This window comes from Moorena bouillonii PNG (assembly GCF_001942495.1).
Classification (GTDB): domain Bacteria; phylum Cyanobacteriota; class Cyanobacteriia; order Cyanobacteriales; family Coleofasciculaceae; genus Moorena; species Moorena bouillonii.
The window spans coordinates 4,085,884-4,107,094 of record NZ_MKZS01000001.1; the positions used below are offsets into that span (position 1 = coordinate 4,085,884).

Consider the following 21,211-nt stretch of genomic DNA (forward strand, 5'->3'; position numbering starts at 1 on the left):
CCCTGCCACTGTCTCTATTACCTCCTCAAAATCTTTAGCTTGATTAGGATTAATAGTAAACTCTCCCGGAGCTATCTGTTGATACCTTTCTCCCGCAAATACTAAAGTACAAACCTCTCCTACTGAGCGGAGTAAGGTCGCTAACTGTTGCCCTACTCCCTGAGAGTCTGCCAGTATCAACCAACTCTTAGAATCATCATTCCTTTGTTCTAACTTCGTTTGAGAGCTTTTAGCTACAATTACCGTTTGTGCTGACAATGTTTCTGCCATTCCCTCCACTTCTGGCATAGTAACTACTTCAGTAAAACCCGTTTCTCTCAAGACATGATGCCATTTTTCACGACTCAACAAAGGATAATCTGGTCGTAATTCATAATCCCTGAATTTCCACCATCCTTCTAACAACCCAAATACTAAATCTACCCATAGTGTTTTAGCTGTTGCTTCAGATAACACCAACATTCCCCCATCTGCTAACAGTTCTCGCACATGAGATAACGTCTGCTTCATATCTGTCGTTGCATGAAGTACATTAGCTGCAATAATTACATCATATTGATGAGCCTCAAATCCTTGAGTTGTCGGGTCTACTTCTATGTCTAAAGTTTGATACTTTATGAACTTATAATCCCGGAATTTCTCTTGAGCTTTGGCTGTAAATAATGCCCCTATATCCGTGAATGTATATTCGGTTTGCTGAGGATTTAGATGAGGTAGGATATAGCTTGTAGTCCCTCCTGTTCCCCCTCCTATTTCCAACAACCTGAGCCCCCGGCTTTTCGGTAATTTTTCTAGAGCTTTGGTGATGGATTTTTCTACTATTGTGTTCATCACTTTCGCTACTGTTGAGTCTTCATAAAGTTGAGTCGCTGCTGTCAAATCTCCTTGGGGGAACACTAACTCTCCTGGGTCTATTGCTCCTCGTAATACCCCACTTAGTTTAGACCCACAACGAGAGAGTAGTGTCAATGCTGCTGTTTCTTCTGGATATTTCTTCTGTAAACTGCTGATTTTTTCCGTAGGCTTGACTTCAGGTAAGGTTTGTGCTACTTCCCACTGCTGATTCTTTGAGTTGAGTATTCCTGACTCTGTTAATATTTGCAGCAAACGCTTAAACAGTGGTCGATGGGTAGGAACTATACCTAATTTTTGGGCTGCTACATCAAATGCAAAGCTTTCTGTTGGTTTGTATGACCAACTCATTGACTGTAATGCTTGTACTATATAATCTCTGCTTAATTCTTCTAAGCTTGTTTCAAAAGACGCTGTTGTTTCATTATCTACTTGAGTTACTAATTCTGTCAGAGTTGGAGTTAATTTTTGGTTGATTTGTATAGGAGGTATGAGGAAATATGGTGGGAGTAGTTTACCTAAAATACCTTTGTTTCTCCACTCTACTTCATATAACCAATTTTCTATTGATTCGGTTTCTGTTCCCAGTAGGGTCTGTTTTGTTGCTAGTTTGACTTGTAAACCTTTGATGTTGGCAATTATTTCTCCTTCTGGAGTTACTATGGTGACAATAGTAGTCAAACTTTCTGGAGTTTCCACTTCTTGACTGGTTACTGATACATATGCCCATAGACTCAGCCCTGGATTCTTATATACTCTAAATTGTTCTATTCCTACTGGCAGATAAGTTTTGTCATTATCCGTTGCTGGCAGTGCATGAGACATTACTTGCAAGGCAGCATCTAATAGTGCTGGATGGAAATGATAGTCGTTTGTTTGTGTTATCAATTCTTCGGGGAGTTTGATATAACCTAATGCTTGGTTTGAACCTGACCACAATTCTTGGATGCCTTGGAAGGTATTCCCGTAGTCTATCCCTACTTGTTGAAATTTTTGATAATGTTGTTTGACTTCTATTGTTTGATTGCATTCACTCTTGTATTTTTCTAGGTCAATTTTTGTCTGAGTAGGAGGGGTTGATTCTTTTCTGATTTTTCCTGTCGTGTGGAGTCCCCACTCCTGTTGTTCTGGTTGAGAAAATATTTGAAACTTATAGCTTTGGTTATCTGTTGGGGTGAGTATGGTTTGGGCATTTGTCAATTCTCCTGTTGGTAGTATCCATCCTCTAGTTATGGTTAGGTCTTCTATTACTATCTGGGATGTTTTTAATTGGTGATTTCCTGCTGCCATTGCTATTTCTAGGTAGCCTGTTGTGGGAAATAGTGCTTGATTAAATACTCGGTGATCCCTCAGATAGTTGGGTGAGTTTTCTCCTATTTGTGATGCAAATATTTTTTGTTCGCTTGCACAATTTAGCTTTTGACCTAATAGGGGATGGAGGTTTTCCCCTTGGGAAAATTGTCGTTGAGGCCAGAAGTTGTTGTTGGTTTCTATCCAATAACGTTCCCGTTGGAATGGATATGTGGGCAATGCTACTTTTTGACGACTATAGTCGGAGTCAAATCCTGACCAATCTATTTTGACTCCTTTTACATACAATTGTCCTAAGCTCAATAGCATTTGTTGCCACTCATCCACTCCCGGACGTAATGAGGGCAACCATTCTCCCACACCTTCTGTTACACATTGCCTTCCCATTCCTAACAATATTGGTTTGGGTCCTATTTCCAGGAAGGTTTCATATCCTTGCTCTTCCAGAGTTTTCATACTCTGGGCAAATCTTACTGGTTGACGCACATGACTTACCCAATACTCAGCAGTGGTTATTTCTGCACCTACTTTAGTACCTGTAACATTTGATATTAGTGGTATTTTTGGTTCATTATAGGTGACCTGTTTGGCCACTGCTTCAAATTCTGTTAACATTGCTTCCATTAATGGGGAGTGGAAGCCATGGGATACTTGTAGTTGTTTTGTCTTAATTCCTTCTGATTCTAGGATAGCACAAATACTTGTTATGGCTCCACTCTCACCAGAAATTACTATACTTTCCGGTCCGTTAACTGCTGCTATTGTTACTTGGGAAGTATATTCTTTTATAGCCTCTGTTACCTGAGATTCTGATGCCATTACCGATACCATCTCACCACCAGAGGGTAACTGTTGCATCAATTTTCCTCGCATGGCTATTAGTTTGAGACCGTCTTCTAGACTGAATACTCCGGCAATGCAAGCTGCTACATATTCTCCTACACTGTGACCCATGACTACATTAGGTTTGATGCCCCATGAATCCCATAATTTAAAGAGGGCGTATTCCAGGGCAAATATAGCGGGTTGGGTGTAGGCTGTTTGGTCTAATACATTAGAACTTGACTTTTGTGCATCCTTAGGGTAGATTACTTCTAATAGAGGTACTTCCAGATAGGGTTGTAGAATTTGGTCACATTCATCTAAAGCTTGACGAAAAGTCGGTGCTTGTTCATACAGTTGCCTTCCCATATTCACATACTGAGAACCTTGGCCTGTGAATAGGAAAGCGACATGAGGAACACTACTGTCAGTAGAAAATTCTTTTTGAAATACTCCTGCAACTTCCTCCCCAGCACCAAGGTTACTGAGTTGTGTTGCTAATTGTTGCTGGTCAGCAGCGATAAGAGCAAGACGATGGTTATGGTGTACTCGTCCACTATTGGCTGTATAACAAATATCTGCTAGTTGTGATTCTTGATTAGTTTCTAGGTAATTTTGATAACGACTGACTAACTCGTCGAGCGCTTTTTGAGTTTTAGCCGAGAGGGTTAATAAATGTAAGGGGCGCCGATAGGCATCTTCGCTTTTAACTAGTTTCGGTGCTTCTTCGAGAATGACATGGGCGTTAGTTCCACCCATCGCAAAGGAACTAACTCCAGCTCGGCGAGGCGTGCCATTGCTTTTCCATTCTGACAAAGTGGTATTGATGTAAAAGGGACTGTTGGCAAAATCAATTTGGGGATTGGGTTTTTCAAAGTTCAGGCTAGGAGGAATTAATTTGTGATTGAGAGCCAATGTTGTTTTAATCAGTCCCATTACTCCTGCTGCTGCCTCTAAATGCCCAACATTAGTTTTCACTGAACCCACAGCACAAAAGCCTTGTTTTTGGGTACTTTGCTGAAAAGCTTTGGTCAAAGCTTCAATTTCAATCGGATCTCCTATTTCTGTCCCCGTGCCATGAGCTTCTATATATGTGATCGTATCTGCGTTTACCCCAGCCACAGCCTGAGCTTCTGAAATAACAGCTGCTTGACCTACCACACTAGGTGCAGTGTAGCCAACTTTTAAAGAGCCATCGTTATTAATGGCTGAACCCTTGATTACTGCATATATATAATCCCTATCTGCAATTGCATCTTCGAGTCCCTTGAGTAGTACAATACCTAGACCAGGATTAAATATTGTGCCCCTAGCTTGAGCGTCAAAGGCTCGGCAGTGACCATCAGGGGAAGTAATCATCCCGTCCTGATACAAATATCCTACTGTTTGAGGAATACGGATGCAGACACCACCAACAAGAGCCATATCGCATTCCCCATTGAGTATACTTTGGCAGGCCAAATGAACTGCTACTAATGAACTCGAACAAGCCGTTTGTACCCCAATCGCTGGTCCTTTTAGATTCAGCTTGTAAGCAACGCGCGTTGCAAAGTAATCTAGGTTATTTGATAGATATTGTTGTAATAATAAGCTAGGGTTCAAGCTCTCTTGACGACGACCTTGCAATAAATAACTACTCTGGATCATGCTAGCATAAACCCCGATAGCACCTTCATAGGTATATGGATTATAACCAGCCTTCTCTACTACTTCCCAAGCACATTCAAGAAATAGCCTTTGTTGCGGATCTAGTTCTTCAGCCTCTTTAGTACTACAGTTAAAGAAACCAGCATCAAACATATCTATGTTAGGAAGAATGCTGCCAACCCTGACGTAGTTAGGATTATTGATTAGCTCTTTTTCTACCCCAGAGTTGAGCAATTCTTGTTCTGAAAAAAAGGATAAGGATATTGACTCAACTCCATCTCGAATATTTTGCCAAAACTGTTCAATATCTTTTGCTCCTGGACAACGCCCAGACATTCCAATTATTGCTATATCCTGATTATCGTTCAGGTTTTCTTCTAAGTGATTCATCATTATCAGTCTCCTTAATAACTTTGTCTAAAATTGCCACTTTAATTTTCTAGTATAGCACTACGCAAATAGGTTAGGACACTTCTAAATTCTCAAACTCAGTCAGGGATTACTTCTGACTTCTGACTTCTGACTTCTGACTTGCGCGTAGCGCTATAATACCTTAGTTTGGATCGCTCATACCCAGGATTTTTTTTCCAGTTTCTGATGATTTACCAAAAGGAATAAGGGGTAGGGTCGGTAAATAGGTCTACTCTCTTCGGTTCTATCCCCAGTGTTTATTGTAGCATATAATCCTGCGCAAAAAAATTATTTCTTGTGGCGTATACTTTTTCTAAAATTGCCCCTTTTTTTCCTAGCAATACCTTTTTTAGATCGCTCATCTCCACGATTTTTGATAGTTCCTGATGACCTATCAATCTGATCCAGATATTGACTTAAGGAATTTACAGTAGGGTTAGTAAATAGGTCAACTACTTTCAGTTCTATGCCCAATAGTTCTTGCAATTTGCTATGCACTCGGATAGCATGTACAGAATTGCCCCCTATATCAAATAAATTGTCGTGAATTCCGACTTTTTCCATCTGAAGAACCTCTCGCCAAACAGCAGCAATTTGTTGCTCTATTTTTGTTTGAGGTAGTATGTATTCAGTTGTGGTCATAGTTTCTACTTGAGGTTCTGGCAATCGTTTACGGTCTATTTTGCCATTAGCAGTTAGTGGGAAAGCTTCCAAAATAACATACTTAGAAGGAATCATATACTCTGGTAGTTTTTGCCTTAGGTACTTACGCAACTGTTGAGAACAAGAATTTAATTCCTGATCAAGTTGGCTAATTTTATCTTGTTCTTCTATCTGATTTTCAGTAGTAATAGGCTGTTGCTTTAGCACAGCATAAGCAATTAAACGTTTGTTTTGTTCTGAATCTCCTATAGTAGTAACAATTGCTTCCTTCATTCCCGGAAATTGCTTTAATGCTGCTTCAATTTCTCCCAGTTCAACACGATAACCATTGATTTTTACTTGGAAGTCCTCTCTACCTAAAAACTCAATATTACCATCAGGTAAATATCTTCCTAAATCTCCTGTTTTGTATAATCTCTCTTGAGTAACTGGGTGGGTAATAAAGCTAGCTTTGGTTTTTTCCTCATTTTTCCAATATCCCTTAGCTAATCCTACACCTCCAATATAAAGTTGTCCAGGTACCCAAACTGGTCTAGCTTCCATCAATTCATTGAGTACATAGAAACGTTGATTCAACAGGGGTTTACCGTAGGGAATACTCTTCCAATTAGGATCAACCTTTTCAATCTTATAACCAATTGACCAGATTGATGCTTCTGTTGCTCCACCTAAACTCATAACTTGAACATTAGGCCACAGAGACTGGATTTTTTCTGGTAAGTCTACTGGTAACCAATCCCCACTCAGCATAACCACTCGCAAACCCTCTACTGGCACTCTTGAAGTTCCGAATAAATGTTCTACCAACATCTGCATCAAAGGAGGAACTGAGTTCCATAAAGTCACTTGATGGGTTTCAATTAATTCTATCCAGCAAGCAGGGTCTTTGGCTGCTTCTGGCGGTGGCATCACTATAGTTCCTCCTGCTCCTAGCACGCCGAAGATGTCGTATACTGATAGGTCAAAGTTCAAATTTGCTAAGGCCAATACCCTGTCTGATGCTCTGACTTCAAACCGTTGATTAATGTCTAGGATTGTATTTACAGCTCCCCGATGATCGATCATTACACCCTTGGGTAAACCTGTAGAACCGGAAGTGTAAATCACATAGGCTAAATCTTCTGGAGTTTGTACTGGTTCTAAGGGAGTCGGATTTTCTACTGCTAGCTCTTCACTATCTACAGACCAGCAGTTAATTCCCTCAGGCCAACTCAGGGACTGTTTGAGGTGAGTTTGAGTCAATACTTGTTTGACTTCTGCTTGCTCAAGTAGATACCACTGGCGTTCCTGAGGTAGTGCAGGGTCTATCGGTAGGTAAGCTCCACCAGACATCAAGATACCCAATACCCCTACTACCTGTTCCCAACCTTTTTCCATGACTACGGCTACTAGCTCATTCGGTTTGACTTCTAATTTACGTAATCCATCTCCTAATTGATGAGACCGTTGATACAGTTCTTCATAAGTTAGGCTTTTCTGGGGACTAATCACAGCTATCTCTTGACCTTGAACTTTTACTTTCTCAACAAACAAGCCATGCAAGAGCCCTTCAGGCAAAGATTGAGTGGTCTGATTTACTTGTGCTTGTAGTGCTAGCTGGGCAGTTGGTAATAATTGGAAGTAAGTTTCCATCCAAGGTTCGTCCGAGGTAGCTAGCTGCTGAAGCAAATCACAATAAGCCTCAAACATTTTATCTATTAAACCTTCCGGGAATAGCGCTTCAACGGCATACCAATTAAAGATCAATGCTCCGTTTTTCTCAGCGACTACATTATCCAGCCACACTTGAGGTGTTGTACCTACTTTATACACTTCCTCTCCGAATTCGTCCAAACCAAGTCTTCTTCCCAACCTTTCATCAACTAGATACTCGAAGCCTAACATGCTAGTAAACACCACCCCCATTGGTTGACTACGCCCTCGGCGATGTAACTCTCGCTGCACTTCTACTCCATTGATATACCGATGTTCTAAATCTACCCAGAGCAGTTTTTGCAACTTTTGAGCACGACTAATAAATGGAACTGCTTGTGAGTGATCCACCGCCAGCAAAATATTCGAGGTGAAATCACCCAAAAGCTCATTAACCTGAGGGTGTAAGGGCAGACGGTTAAATATAGTCAGGTTGATAGTAAACTTTGGACTTTTACTCCAGTAATTTAATATATAGGCAAAAGCACTTAACAATACCCCTGATGGGCTTAAATCTGCTTTCCGGGCCTTGTGTTTTAACTGTTGCCAATTCGTCGTAGATAGTCCAGCTGTGTGAGTCTTGAAGCGAGGGTTGGTGATTGCAGATGTTATTTTCGCTTGGGGCATTTCTGGTGCCGGAGGTAGCTCATCGAGGCGGTTGAACCAATATTGCTGAGAACGGAGATACTGAGGACTATCTTTGAGTGCCAATTCTGCTAGCACATAGTCTCGGAACGAGATTTCCGTTGCTGGTAGTTCACTCTCTGGCTCCTTGTACAGTTGCGCCCACTGCTCAAATAACATATAGAAACTCAAGCCATCCAAGATCAACATATCGATGTCGATATACAAACGGCACCATTGTTCATTCAAACGGGCAGCCCGTAAATCAAACAAAGGCCACTGGTTTGTTGGTAACACCTGATGGGACATCTGATTGCGAATATTCTCTAGCTCTGAAGCAATTGTTTGAGGAGACTCTCCGGACAAATCCAAAACTTCAATTTCATAGGGAGGCACTTGCTCGAGTATTTGCTGGTTGCCGTCCGCTAAAACTACCATCCGCATCATTTCATTGTGCTCAATTAATTGCCTCCAGGCTTGGTTGACGCGTTCCAAATTTAAGTTTTCACAATCTAATTCTATGTATACATGGGTCGCAATATTGCCTAAATTAAAGAATCCATTGCGACCTATCCAATAAGCTTGTTGGATTGCATTCAATGGAAATGGTTGATACCTTTCCTCTGGAGCCGGAATCAGGGTCGGCCAACTAGATGTGGCAGTGATATTACTACTCTTTTGCCGAAGTAAACTGACTAATTCAAGTTTATTTTGGGATAATAAATCGCGAATTTCTTTGGTTAACGTTCCCTTGGGAGCACTAATTTTTAACTCATCACCTTCCGTCCATAATTTAATGTTTTGGCTAGAGATTTGAGATAGAATTTCGGTCAGTTTCATAGAGTAATCTCCTCCCTATCTTCATTGATTTCTTCAGTTGGTACAGTATTTGAGTAACTAACTTGTTCTAACAATAGCTGTTGATATAAATATTCTACCAATGCCTTAATGGTAGGGTAGTCCAAAGTTACAGTAGAAGGTACTGAACACTTTAAACTACCTTGCAACTTATTCCTCAACTCCACAGAAGTCAAAGAGTCTATACCCAAATCAAAAAACCCTGTATCCATTTCAATTGATTCAGGATGACTAATTCTCAACACTTGAGCCACCTGACGACGCACATGAGCCACCAACAACAAGCGAAGCTCATTAGGTGGTGTAGCCTCCAACTTTAACAGAAAATCTGACTTCGATGGTTGGGCTACCTCCAATATAGTTTCCTGCCAATCCACTAAAAACGGCCACTGTGCCACTCTCTCCTGCCACCCTGACCACTCAATAGGCATCACCCCTACTTCCACATCCGAACTACTCATCAATAGTTCCAAAGACTCCAATACCTGAGCCGGAGATATTAAACCCATCCCATTCTTACTGAGCATAGCGGCTGTCTCTGTATCTCGCCCGAGCGCTCGTCCCACTTGAGAAACTGCTCCCCAATGGATACTCAATCCCGGTAATCCCATAGTTCGACGATAATGAGCTAAACCATCAAGAAACCCATTAGCAGCAGAATAATTTGCCATGCCCTGACCCAGTGAACCCAACAGAGATGTTGCTGAAGAAAACAGCACAAAGAAGTCTAATGGTTGACTTTGAGTCAATTGATGCAAGTGCCAAGCACCTTGAACTTTCGGTTCCATCACCTGTTCAAAACTAGACCAAGTCTGATTTCGTAGCACTCCATTTGATAGCACCATCACAGAATGAATCACTCCTACTAACGGTCGCTTTGACTCCTCAATCCTCTGCAACACCCCTTTCATCGACTCCAAATCAGTCACATCGGCTTTTTCCACTACCACGGACGCTCCTGCCATTTCTAACTCGGTTATTTTTTTCCTCGTAGCATCATCCGGTGAACGGCGTCCTAACAATATCAAATGTTTAGCTCCCTTTGACACCATCCAACTAGCTACCAGCAAACCCAAACCTCCCATACCTCCTGTAATCAAATAGCTTGCTTCAGAACGGAAACTTAAGGGCTTTTGAGTTTTACCATCAGCTTGTTGTGCCACTAATTGCCGATGATGACTACCCACCAACCGAGCTACATAACGACTATCCCCACGCCATGCTACCTGGTCTTCCCTATCCTCCGACCAAATTTCTTTAAATAGGGCATCAACTTTACCCTCTAAAGTCTCCTCTGGGTCCAAATCTATACGAGTACAGTTCAACTCTGGATGTTCCCAGCTAATCACTTTCCCCATTCCCCACACCGAAGATTGAGCTACTCCTGGTATCACCGGATGATTATTCGGCACCGCCTGAGCACCATTTGTCACCAACCATAATCGAGGGACAGTTGATAACCCGCCTTTCACCAATGCTTGTACTAAAGATAGAGTTGTGCCACACCCTAACTTCGATAAACTTCCTAACTCCTCAGAATTAATCCCATTCCCCACTCCGGCTTCAGTCGTCCAACATTGTACCACTCCATACAATGATGGTGACTTCCCTGCCACTGTCTCTATTACCTCCTCAAAATCTTTAGCTTGATTAGGATTAATACTAAATTCTCCCGGAGCTATCTGTTGATACCTTTCTCCGGCAAATACTAAAGTACAAACCTCTCCTACTGAGCGGAGTAAGGTCGCTAACTGTTGCCCTACTCCCTCAGAGTCTGCCAGTATCAACCAACTCTTAGAATCATCATTCCTTTGTTCTAACTTCGTTTGAGAGCTTTTAGCTACAATTACCGTTTGTGCTGACAATGTTTCTGCCATTCCCTCCACTTCTGGCATAGTAACTACTTCAGTAAAACCCGTTTCTCTCAAGACATGATGCCATTTTTCACGACTCAACAAAGGATAATCTGGTCGTAATTCATAATCCCTGAATTTCCACCATCCTTCTAACAACCCAAATACTAAATCTACCCATAGTGTTTTAGCTGTTGCTTCAGATAACACCAACATTCCCCCATCTGCTAACAGTTCTCGCACATGAGATAATGTCTGCTTCATATCTGTCGTTGCATGAAGTACATTAGCTGCAATAATTACATCATATTGATGAGCCTCAAATCCTTGAGTTGTCGGGTCTACTTCTATGTCTAAAGTTTGATACTTTATGAACTTATAATCCCGGAATTTCTCTTGAGCTTTGGCTGTAAATAATGCCCCTATATCCGTGAATGTATATTCGGTTTGCTGAGGATTTAGATGAGGTAGGATATAGCTTGTAGTCCCTCCTGTTCCCCCTCCTATTTCCAACAACCTGAGCCCCCGGCTTTTCGGTAATTTTTCTAGAGCTTTGGTGATGGATTTTTCTACTATTGTGTTCATCACTTTCGCTACTGTTGAGTCTTCATAAAGTTGAGTCGCTGCTGTCAAATCTCCTTGGGGGAACACTAACTCTCCTGGGTCTATTGCTCCTCGTAATACCCCACTTAGTTTAGACCCACAACGAGAGAGTAGTGTCAATGCTGCTGTTTCTTCTGGATATTTCTTCTGTAAACTGCTGATTTTTTCCGTAGGCTTGACTTCAGGTAAGGTTTGTGCTACTTCCCACTGCTGATTCTTTGAGTTGAGTATTCCTGACTCTGTTAATATTTGCAGCAAACGCTTAAACAGTGGTCGATGGGTAGGAACTATACCTAATTTTTGGGCTGCTACATCAAATGCAAAGCTTTCTGTTGGTTTGTATGACCAACTCATTGACTGTAATGCTTGTACTATATAATCTCTGCTTAATTCTTCTAAGCTTGTTTCAAAAGACGCTGTTGTTTCATTATCTACTTGAGTTACTAATTCTGTCAGAGTTGGAGTTAATTTTTGGTTGATTTGTATAGGAGGTATGAGGAAATATGGTGGGAGTAGTTTACCTAAAATACCTTTGTTTCTCCACTCTACTTCATATAACCAATTTTCTATTGATTCGGTTTCTGTTCCCAGTAGGGTCTGTTTTGTTGCTAGTTTGACTTGTAAACCTTTGATGTTGGCAATTATTTCTCCTTCTGGAGTTACTATGGTGACAATAGCAGTCAAACTTTCTGGAGTTTCCACTTCTTGACTGGTTACTGATACATATGCCCATATACTCAGCCCGGGAGTCTTATATAGTCTGAATTCTTCTATTCCTGCTGACAGATAAGTTTTGTCATTATCCGTTGCTGGCAGTGCATAAAACATTACTTGCAAGGCTGCATCTAATAGTGCTGGATGGAAATGATAGTCGCTTGTTTGTGTTATCAATTCTTCGGGCAGTTTGATATAACCTAATGCTTGGTTTGAACCTGACCACAATTCTTGGATGCCTTGGAAGGTATTCCCGTAGTCTATCCCTACTTGTTGACATTTTTGATAATGTTGTTTGACTTCTATTGTTTGATTACATTCACTCTTGTATTTTTCTAGGTCAACTTTTGTCTGAGTAGGGGGGGTTGACTCTTTTCTGATTTTTCCTGTCGTGTGGAGTCTCCACTCCTGTTGTTCTGGTTGAGAAAATATTTGAAACTTATAGCTTTGGTTATCTATTGGGGTGAGTATGGTTTGGGCATTGGTTAATTCTCCTGTTGGTAGTATCCATCCTCTAGTTATGGTTAGGTCTTCTATTACTATCTGGGATGTTTTTAATTGGTGATTTCCTGCTGCTATTGCTATTTCTAGGTAGCCTGTTATGGGAAATAGTGCTTGATTAAATACTCGGTGGTCCCTCAGATAGTTGGGTGAGTTTTCTCCTATTTGTGATGCAAATATTTGTTGTTCCCCTGCACAATTTAGCTTTTGACCTAATAGGGGATGGAGGTTTTCCCCTTGGGAAAATTGCCGTTGAGGCCAGAAGTTGTTGTTGGTTTCTACCCAATAACGTTCTCCCTGGAATGGATATGTGGGTAATACTACTTTCTGGCGAGTATAATCAGAGTCAAACCCTGACCAGTCTATTTTGGCTCCTTTTACATACAATTTTCCTAAGCTTGATAGCATTTGTTCCCATTCATCCACCCCTGGACGTAATGATGGCAGCCATTCTCCTACATCTTCTGTTACACATTGTCTTCCCATTCCTAGCAATATTGGTCTCGGTCCTATTTCTAGGAAGGTTTCATATCCTTCCGACTCTAGAGTTTTCATACTCTGGGCAAATCTTACTGGTTGACGCACATGATCTACCCAATATTCAGCATTTGTTATTTCTCCATCTACTTCAGTACCTGTGACGTTTGATATTAGTGGTATTTGGGGTTGATTATAGGTGACTTGTTTAGCTACTGATTCAAACTCTGCTAACATCGGTTCCATCATTGGAGAATGGAAAGCGTGGGATACTTGTAGCTGCTTGGTCTTTATTCCCTCTGATTCAAATAAACTACAAATATTTTTTATGGCTACACTCTCACCAGAAATTACTATACTTTCTGGTCCATTTATCGCTGCTATTGTTACTTGGGAACTATATTCTTTTATAGCCTCTGTTACCTGAGACTCTGATGCCATTACGGATACCATCTCACCACCGGAGGGTAACTTTTGCATCAACTTTCCTCGCATGGCTATTAGTTTCAGACCATCTTCTAAACTGAATACTCCGGCTACTGTTGCTGCTACATATTCTCCTACGCTGTGACCCATGACTACACATGGTTTGATTCCCCATGAAGACCATAATTTAGCCAAAGCATATTCAACAGCAAACACAGCTGGTTGGGTGTAAGCTGTTTGGTCTAATAGATTATCACTTGACTTTTGTGCATCCTCAGAGTATATGACCTCTAATAGAGGTACTTCTAGATAGGGTTGTAAAATTTGGTCACATTCCTCTAAAGCTTGACGGAAAGTTGGTGCTTTTTCATAAAGTTGCCTTCCCATATTCGCATACTGGGAACCTTGACCTGTGAACAGGAATGCTATTTTCTGACCTTCGCTATTTCGTTTTCCTGAAAATAGTCCTACTAATTCTTCCTGAGCTTTCCACCCAAGTAGTTTCTCTATTAATGCTTTTGGTTCAGAAGCAATAACTCCTAATCGATAATTAAAATGTGCTCTACCTGTAGAGGCTGTATAACATACATCTGCTAGTGGTAACTCGGGATTAGTTTCTAAATAATTTTGATAATTACTGACTAAATCTTCTAGAGCCTTTTCTGTTTTCGCAGATAGAGTTAACAGATGGATCGGACGTTCAACAATATTCTGACTTTTAACTTGAGAAGGAGCCTCTTCTATAACTATATGAGCATTAGTGCCACTAAAACCAAAAGAACTAACTGTAGCTTGCCTTGGTTGGCCTTCAAGCACTTCCCAATCTTTTAATTTTGTATTGACATAAAAAGGGCTATTTTCAAAGTCAATATGTGGGTTTGGTTGATTAAAATGTAAGGATGGAACTAATTTTTGATTTTTGAGGCACAAAATTGTCTTGATCAAACCAGAAACTCCGGCAGCCGCTGCTGAATGACCAATATTAGTTTTTACCGAGCCAATCGCACAAAACTGTTTTTTGTTCGTCCATTTAGAAAAGGCTTCTGTTAAAGCTTCTACTTCTATCGGGTCTCCCAGAGGTGTTGCTGTACCATGAGCTTCTACATAACTAATAGTTTCTGGGTTAATTCCAAATTTCTGATAAACTGCTTCTTCTAAACTGGCTTGAGATTGACTACTAGGGGCACTAATCCCGTTAGTATTACCATCATAATTAACTCCTGTTCCTTTGATTACTCCATAAATATGGTCGTTGTCTTGAATTGCTTGACTGTAGCTTTTTAATAAGAGAACACCACAACCTTCGCTCCAGGCTGTACCCGATGCTGAAGCATCAAAAGTCTTACAACGTCCATCAGGAGATACAACTTGAAACTGACTTGACATTATTTGGAAGTCTGATGTTGGCATTAGAGTAATACCTCCAGCGATCGCTATTTCGCTCTCTCCTCGTTGTATGCTTTGGCAAGCTTGATGAACAGCTACCAATGACGACGAGCAGGCAGTATCAATAGCTACTACTGGCCCTTGAAGGTCAAGCATATAGGCAATTCTTGCTGGTATCATTGACGGACCATTTCCTGTAGCCGCCATCCTATGAACATCTAATCCTGAAATTGACAACAACTTAAGATAACCACCATTTACCGTAACTCCCACAAATACTCCATATTGTTTACCTCTAAGAGAGTCTGTAGCATATCCAGCATCTTCTATAGCGTGGTAAGCTTCTTCTAAAAATATTCTTTGCTCAGGCTCCATAAACCAAGCTTCTTCCGGAGAAATATGAAAAAATAAAGGGTCAAATTTATCAATTTCATCTAAAAAACCGGCACATTTTGAATAGGAAGTACCTGGATTATCTGGATCTGGATGATACCAATTTTTTTCTTCCCATCTTCCAGGAGGAGCTTCCGTTACACTGTCAATTCCATTCTTTAAATTTTCCCAAAATTCTTTCCAGTTATTCGCTCCTGGATATCTACATGAAATACCAATAATCGCTATATCTGTAGTTGGTATATGATTTTGACTAGGATTAACCTCATCATTAACCTCTGTCTTAACTTCTGGTTCTACTACTTCTAATAATAATTTTTCTGCTGTTTCTAAAGATATTTCTACTGAACTAATCAAAGATAAGATTTTCTCTGAGCTATCCATGTTAATTAACTTGTTTTGAATATTATCTATTTGATTTTCTGCTATAGCTTTATCTTGTGTTTCTGTTTCCGTATTTCCTAACAATAGTTGTTCCGCATTTTCTAAGGAAACTTCACCAGATTGTAATTGAAATAATATCTGTTCCTCTTTAGTCATTTTGTTTTCAATGGATAACCGAGCATCCAACTCTTGTTCCTGTCTAGAATAGGAGTCAGGCATAACTACCACTACCCTGCCAAAATGCTTCCCGCGTCGCATATAATCAAAGGCTTTAAGAACATCTTCTATTGGAAATGTTTTGTAAGGTAGTGGCTTCAAGCGATCGCGGTCAAATTCAAGTGCCAAATTATCCCATATCTGAGAAAACAATTGATTATCTTTGGCAAATTCTTCTAACAAATCAAAAGTAAAATATTTGATATCTGGGCGTTTCTGATAGACTTGCTCGTGACTCCAAATGCCCAACTTACCAAGTTCAACATATCGCCCTCTATCGGCAAGGATCTCTAGATTTTTCTGGATGTATTCTCCATGAGTCAGGCTATTGAGAATAACATCTACCCCACGGCCCTGAGTGAATTCCATCACATCATTTACAAACTCCATCGTTCGAGAATTCATCACATACTTAATTCCCTGTTCCCGGAGATAATTCATCTTACCTGGACTAGTAGTAGCAAATACTTCCGCCCCAAAAAGTTGAGCCAACTGAATTGCTGCTTGTCCAATCCCACCTGAAGCAGCGTGAATTAATACTCTATCTCCTGGCTGAATTTTGGCTAAGTTAATCAACCCGTGATATGCAGTCGAAAACGGCCCCCAAATACTAGCTCCATCTTCCATATTCAGATTAAAATTTTTACGCACCAGTTTGTCCGGCGAGCAGATAATAAAGCTACTAAATGCATCGTGAATTCTCATTACCATTACTTCATCGCCGACTTGCCACTGCGATACTTCTGCCCCAACAGCTACGATAGTACCTGCACCTTCAAAACCAAAAGTGAGATCTTCAGCATTAGCAATGCCAAATGTTTTTTCGTAATACTCTTGGAGCATACCAAGTGCATTGAGTATATCCCGAAAATTAACTGGTACAGTTTTGATTTGAACCTCAACTTCACTTGGGCTTGGAACTCTACGTTCTAGAGGTACCAAAGTTAAATTGTTTAACGAACCATAACTAAATGTCTTCAACTGAAATGGTTGACAATTCAATGAATCTGTTCTTATTTCTTTTCTTACAGCCTCTTGAGGAAAATTTTGAGGGTTATTACTTGCCGTTGTCCTTTTGTCAAAATTTTCCTCTATTCTACTTGCTACCTCTGGTTGGTGAAAGGTTATTTCGTGCATAGCTACTTCTTTATCTATAAATCCTGGTAGCGTTTTGCGGATTTTTGAAGTTAAGTGTTCCTTTAAAGTTATTAAAGATAGTCTGGGTTTTTCCGACATTTCATAGGCTATATTTTTAGCCACTTCTAGCACATCTTTTCTCGGTACAACTGGAAAAGAAACACCCCGTTCAGCTAATTCTTTCCCTCGATAATTTTGGGCAGTATACATCATTTCAAACCCTAAAGCACCGAATTTCTCAGGGAGAATTAACGTGCATCCGACACCTGGAGTAAAACCATACTTCATAAAATTAGTAGTGTAAATACTTTCTTGACTTAACACTACTAAATCTGCATACAATCCCAAAACCAAACCACCGCCAATACTATGACCTTGCATAGCTGCAATTACTGGTATTTCACAATCTAATGCTATTCTAAAAAAATCTAAATCATTACATTTGCTGTCTCCTTTCCAAATACTGATTAACCGTTCTTTTGTCCCTCCCGAACAGAAATAATTTCCATAGCCTGTCAAAATTACTACTTTATAACTTTGGTTTTGAGCAACTGCACCAAAACATTTGTATAATCCTTCAATTATTCCAGGAGAAAATATATTGCAGTTTTCTTTATCTTGCATCGCGATTTGCACGACACCATTACCCAACTCCACCAGTTGTACTACATCAGAGTTGCCCTCTACTAAGTCCAAATTAAGATTTAGGTTTGCCATGGAAATAATCCTTCTTTTTGAAAACGTTTAATTTTTTCTTGAACAGTAGGTTCTGCTATTAAGCTCGAAATCTCGTTGACGGCTAAATCTTGAGTTTCTGCCTGAATAATCCATAACTGATTAATATAATTTTTTAACTCTTTCACCCCTGATGAGGGTAAATACTTTAAACGTCGAATATATTTACTTATTAACTGATTAATATTACTGCCATATTCATCAATTAATCCCCACTTATCAGCCTCTGATACTGAAATAGCTTGAGTCGTTAGTGCTAAACGGTAGGCTTTTTGAAATCCCACTCGACGAATCAAAAAAGGCAATACACAAGCTGGTAATAATCCAAATAATAATTCTGATAAAACAAAAGTTGCCGTTTCATCAGCAATAACTAGATCGCTTGCTGCTACTAAACCAACTCCCCCTGCCTGTACTTTACCACGCACAAGTGACAAAATTACTTTGCTACTTTGAGACATTTGTTTCAAAATATTGTAGTAACCATTAGCACTAGCTTTTGGATCAAATTGTTTTGCTGTTGCCACTTCTTCAAAATCCATCCCTGTACAAAACACATCAGGTAGTCCTTCTAATATCACTACTTTAACGACTTCTTCCGCTTCAGCAGCTTGCAAAGCTGACAACAATTCCATCGTTAATTGACTATTGATGCTATTGTTAGATTCAGGTCGATATATCTGAATCCTTTGTACAACATCTTGATAACTGATTTTCAGGGTTTGATAACTCATGGCTATACCCATTCATATTCTCGGTGAAATTCCTTGATTCTTTTCAGCACTAAGCGACCTTTACCTTCAATTTGTTCCCACACACCAGGAAATAGTTTGTAATCTAGGGTAACATTTCTAGTGCCAAAGGCAACTGCCGAACTATGACTTAGTAACTGCTCATATTCTTCCATACTTAAGGAATAGCGCATTGCTAACTGTGATGAAATTTTTTGTTGAGCTTGAATTTCCTTTCCTTGCGGGGTGACGACTCCACTATAAAATTCCGAACAACAACCAGAGCCATAAGAGAATACACCAATTCGTCGGGCTTTGCTAAAATCTGCATTATCAATCATGCTAGCTAAAGATAAAAATACTGTAGCTCCCATAATATTACCCACCTGTTGACAATAGACTAATCCCGGCATCACCCGTTTCTGAAAGTCCTCTTCAATCTCCACAGGTTTTGCCCTTTTAAACTTACGCATCATACTTCTGTGAGCCCCTTTCACCATACCCCCAAAAGGAGTATGAAAGCTCAAGTAATCAAAAGTTTTTTGGTAATCTACTCCTTCTACTCGATCTTGATACTCTCGGTAAGCATTTTCACAACAATCTAGGTAAGATAGCAATGATAAATCTGCATCTCCTGCTTCTGAGTCTGGGTTAGGTCTGCAAGTATCCATGACTTCATACCCATAATAACCATTGCATCCTACATCAACTTGGAAAATTTTAGGAACATCACTGACCAAAATAGCTACTGCTCCAGCACCACTGCTTGGTTCCACAAAAGACCAATCTTCGCTGAGAGCTTCTCCTCCCTCTACAACAACAGGTCGAAATATATCAGTTCCTATAACCAAAGCTTTAGCCCCTGGACATGTTTGGGATAAAATCAAATTTAATGCCATCTGTAAACCTGCTGTACCTGAGTAGCAAGCTTGCTTAATCTCAAACATTCGGCAGTTACGACTTAGCCCCAAATAATCATGGATATAAGTGCTCATAGATTTGCCAAAATCAATGCCAGATTCACTACAAGCTATCACCATTTTGATTTGTTGATTCTCCAGATCACTGAGACTATCAATAATAGGTTTGGCTGCATTAATAGCATTGGAAACTGGATCTTCATAGGGCATAGCAACTGTCTTCTCTTTCATCAGAAGATTATCGAAGCGAGTCATTTCTAAGTGACGTGCTTCGCCTAACATCCGCACATCTAGTTTAGCCGAACCCCCATATACATTTAGTGCTTCAATTCCAACTTGTTGCATGAGTTTACTCCTGTCCAATTAATAAAGCTGTATTGATACCCCCAAAACCAAAACTGTTGCTGATAGCATATTTAATCTCAGCTTGAACAGAAGTTTCTTTCACCCAATTGAGACTGGTATCAATAGGATTAACTAAATTTTTAGTTGGATGACAAAAACCAAACTTCATTTGTAATATGGTGGCGATCGCTTCCACTACACCAGCAGCAGTTAAGCAGTGGCCTATTAAAGATTTTGTTGAATTAAGTAGGCAATGCTGAAGTCCTACTGATTTGAAAGCTGCCACTTCTGTTTTGTCGCCAAGGGGGGAACCAGTACCGTGGGTATTCACATAATCAATACTCTCTGGCTGAAGGTCTGCCATGGCTAAAGCAGTATTCATAGCCCGTTCTTCCCCTTTTTGGGAAGGTTCGGGACTACGGTTCCCATCTAAAGCCAATCCCCAACCCTTAAGTTGGCCATAGGATTGAGCGCCCCGTTGTTGAGCGTGGTCAGTTCTTTCTAAAATCACTGCTCCACAACCCTCTCCATAAATAAAGCCATCATGGTCTTGATCAAATGGCCGACAAGCATGGTTTGGGCGATCGGCAAAACGTTCACTCCCCATTGCACCTAAATTCATCAGTGCTTGGAATTCATACGCCGATAGATCGGATAAAGCTCCCAGGGCAATACAAATATCACTGTTCCCCATTAAAATTTGACGGGCAGCATGAATTATAGCAACTGCTCCACTAGCGGAAGCCCCACCTACACTGTAACCCTCACCTTGAATCTGAAAACATTGGGAAATAAGACCCAATATATCTGTATCCCAAAAGGTCAGTCCATAAGTTGGTCGTATAAACTCCTGACGTGAGTGATAATGTTGCCAGGTTTGCTGCTGATAACGTTGTTGTAAATTTGAACCACCTACAACTAATCCTACTCGTTCTGGGTTAACTTGGCTAGAGGTGAGTTGAGCATCTTCCCAGGCTTCAGCAACAGCTACTATTGCGACTTGGCCGCTCTTAGTAGCAGTACGTAAGAGTCCACCGTACTCAGGAAATAGGATTTTAGCGTCAATATCGGGAAGTTCAGCACCAATAAATGGTTTGATGCTTTCACGGCCAGGCTGTTTTAGATGAGCAAATTGAGTTTCCCCTGATAATAGAGCTTCTTTAAAAGTAGCAACTCCTTGACCAATGGAAGTAACAATGCCCATACCTGTTATCTCTATGTTGCTCATTGATGCTCCCTCTAGCTTTGTTAATTTTTTGCTTCTAATTTTCCTGCAAATATATCAGCTAGTTCTCCCAAATTTTGGGCTCCAGCCAATTCAATGCGTGGGATATTTAAGGATAAATCTTCCATTACCATCATTATAATTTCTGCCCTATTTACTGAATCAATACCTAGGTTTTTTAGGCTATCAGTGGGTCCTATGGGAACTTTTTTTAATTCTGGTGCTATTTCACAAGTATATTTTTTAATTATATTAAAAATTTGTTTTTTGTTCATAATATTATCC

7 protein-coding genes are annotated in these 21,211 nt (G+C 40.3%); all 7 read right to left on the reverse strand.

The window, feature by feature from the left end; genetic code table 11:
* The coding region (locus BJP37_RS16800) for a polyketide synthase (protein WP_143727646.1) at window positions 1-5,025 on the reverse strand (5,025 nt) is incomplete at its 3' end.
* A 306-nt stretch (window positions 5,026-5,331) separates the two neighbouring features.
* Window positions 5,332-8,862 (reverse strand): non-ribosomal peptide synthetase, encoded by a 3,531-nt coding sequence (locus tag BJP37_RS16805; RefSeq protein WP_075900448.1) that lies wholly within the window; start codon window positions 8,860-8,862, stop codon window positions 5,332-5,334.
* Entirely contained in the window at window positions 8,859-17,687 is an 8,829-nt protein-coding gene (locus BJP37_RS16810) for a type I polyketide synthase (protein WP_081431224.1), read from the reverse strand. Before BJP37_RS16810 ends, BJP37_RS16805 begins: the two co-directional genes overlap by 4 nt.
* Complete coding sequence (locus BJP37_RS16830) at window positions 17,675-18,451, reverse strand: enoyl-CoA hydratase/isomerase (protein WP_081431225.1); 777 nt, start codon at window positions 18,449-18,451, stop codon at window positions 17,675-17,677. The genes BJP37_RS16810 and BJP37_RS16830 overlap by 13 nt, the downstream gene beginning before the upstream one ends.
* Window positions 18,442-19,701 (reverse strand): hydroxymethylglutaryl-CoA synthase family protein, encoded by a 1,260-nt coding sequence (locus BJP37_RS16835; RefSeq protein ID WP_075900452.1) that lies wholly within the window; start codon window positions 19,699-19,701, stop codon window positions 18,442-18,444. Before BJP37_RS16835 ends, BJP37_RS16830 begins: the two co-directional genes overlap by 10 nt.
* A 4-nt stretch (window positions 19,702-19,705) precedes the next feature.
* The gene (locus BJP37_RS16840; RefSeq protein ID WP_075900454.1) at window positions 19,706-20,929 is read right to left on the reverse strand and encodes a beta-ketoacyl synthase N-terminal-like domain-containing protein; all 1,224 of its coding nucleotides are present in this window, start codon (window positions 20,927-20,929) and stop codon (window positions 19,706-19,708) included.
* 20 nt (window positions 20,930-20,949) lie between these two features.
* Complete coding sequence (locus BJP37_RS16845) at window positions 20,950-21,201, reverse strand: acyl carrier protein (RefSeq protein ID WP_075900456.1); 252 nt, start codon at window positions 21,199-21,201, stop codon at window positions 20,950-20,952.
* Window positions 21,202-21,211 lie beyond the last annotated feature (10 nt).

What these genes read in the sequence shown, in the direction of transcription:
- BJP37_RS16810 (WP_081431224.1), bottom strand. Translation starts at nt 17,687, where the DNA reads ATGGCAAACCTAAATCTTAATTTGGACTTAGTAGAGGGCAACTCTGAT.
- BJP37_RS16830 (WP_081431225.1), bottom strand. Translation starts at nt 18,451, where the DNA reads ATGGGTATAGCCATGAGTTATCAAACCCTGAAAATCAGTTATCAAGAT.
- BJP37_RS16845 (WP_075900456.1), bottom strand. Translation starts at nt 21,201, where the DNA reads ATGAACAAAAAACAAATTTTTAATATAATTAAAAAATATACTTGTGAA.
- BJP37_RS16840 (WP_075900454.1), bottom strand. Translation starts at nt 20,929, where the DNA reads ATGAGCAACATAGAGATAACAGGTATGGGCATTGTTACTTCCATTGGT.
- BJP37_RS16805 (WP_075900448.1), bottom strand. Translation starts at nt 8,862, where the DNA reads ATGAAACTGACCGAAATTCTATCTCAAATCTCTAGCCAAAACATTAAA.
- BJP37_RS16835 (WP_075900452.1), bottom strand. Translation starts at nt 19,701, where the DNA reads ATGCAACAAGTTGGAATTGAAGCACTAAATGTATATGGGGGTTCGGCT.